Genomic DNA, 1,184 nt, shown 5'->3' with positions numbered 1-1,184 from the left:
GCGCGCCGGGCGTCGACTACCACCGGCCCTCCACCACCGAGCACCGGTGGGTCTTCGACGAGCTGATCGTCCCGTCCTACCTGAACGGCATCGTCACCCGGGACGATCCGCGCGCTGTCTACGTCATGGGGCAGCCCGGGGCGTGCAAGCTGCTGGCCGCCCGGATGGTCCGCCGCGCGATGCGGCCCGGAACGACCCGGCTGGTCGGTGACGGCTTCAAGGCCCAGCACCCCGACTACTTCTCACCCCTGCTGCGCGACGCCCCGCGCAGCGCCGGCGCGGCGATCCGCGCCCACTACCGGGCGGTTCACCTGGGCCGAGCAGTACGTCCGTGACCGGCGCGGCGACGTTCTCATCAAGGCCGCCCCCGGCAGCGTGGAGGAGTTCCTCGCCGGCGCGGTGCCTTTCGCCGCCGGCGGCTACCGTCGAACTCGTCGTCCTGGCCGTGCGCGAGGCCGACAGTCGGCTGGCGACCGCGCTGCGCTACGCCCGCGCCCTGCAGCGCGGCGGCATCGGCCGGTTCACCAGCCGCTTGGGACACGACACCTGCTTCCGCGCGCTCGCCCGGCATCGTCGCCCTCGCTGAGAAGCACCCGCAGATCGCGGCCATCACGGTGATCCGCCGGGACGGCCAGGCCCTCCTGCGCAACAGAGCGGCGGCGCCGGACAGGCGTCGTGGGCACTGACAGCGGAGGGGCTCCGCCACTACACCGAGCAGGAGGCCGAGGCTTTCCTCCGGCTCCACCAAGGCCTGCGCCGGGCGTTGCCCCAGCACCGGAAGGAGCTGGACGAGATCGCCGCACTCACCCGGCCGCTGATGCCCGCGCGGGTGCAGCCGGCTCGCCTCGACCGCCCGCACCCGCCCCCGTGGCCCCTGCCCCTACCGAGCACGGCCGCGGGCTACGACTCCTTGAGCTACTTCAGCCGAGCGGCGTAGACAGCGGCAATCCGACCGGCCTCCTGCGGATCCGCCGTCGCCAGCTGGGCCCCGTCAGCGAGGGCGGCCTCCCGGCCCGCCTTCAGCTCCTCCACCCGGTCCTCGTTCGGCACCGGCACGCGGCGCTCCTCGAGGAGCTGGGTGTTGTACCAGTTGACCACCTCTTGGGCGGCCTCCTGGGCCGCCTGCTCCTCGCCGCCTTCCAGGCGGAGAAGTCAGAGCCGGTCCGACGGACGCTGATACGAAA

Annotated in this window: 3 protein-coding genes; 2 read left to right on the top strand and 1 reads right to left on the bottom strand. The window is 73.3% G+C overall.

What is annotated here, in order from left to right; translation table 11 throughout:
• A partial coding sequence (locus H5J33_RS38180) for a zeta toxin family protein (protein ID WP_258565639.1) occupies window positions 1-335 on the top strand: 335 nt, incomplete at its 5' end.
• Between the two features lie 110 nt (window positions 336-445).
• A complete protein-coding gene (locus H5J33_RS38175; protein WP_258565638.1) occupies window positions 446-586 on the top strand; it encodes a hypothetical protein in 141 nt (46 codons plus the stop codon).
• Between the two features lie 329 nt (window positions 587-915).
• Here H5J33_RS38175 and H5J33_RS35940 read toward each other — a convergent pair whose 3' ends face one another.
• A complete protein-coding gene (locus H5J33_RS35940; RefSeq protein WP_258565637.1) occupies window positions 916-1,098 on the bottom strand; it encodes a hypothetical protein in 183 nt (60 codons plus the stop codon).
• Window positions 1,099-1,184: the final 86 nt, after the last annotated feature.

This window comes from Streptomyces sp. WELS2, from assembly GCF_013870595.1.
Lineage (GTDB): Bacteria > Actinomycetota > Actinomycetes > Streptomycetales > Streptomycetaceae > Streptomyces.
The sequence above is the reverse complement of the archived record's forward strand: the minus strand, read 5'-3'. Positions and strand labels throughout refer to the sequence as shown.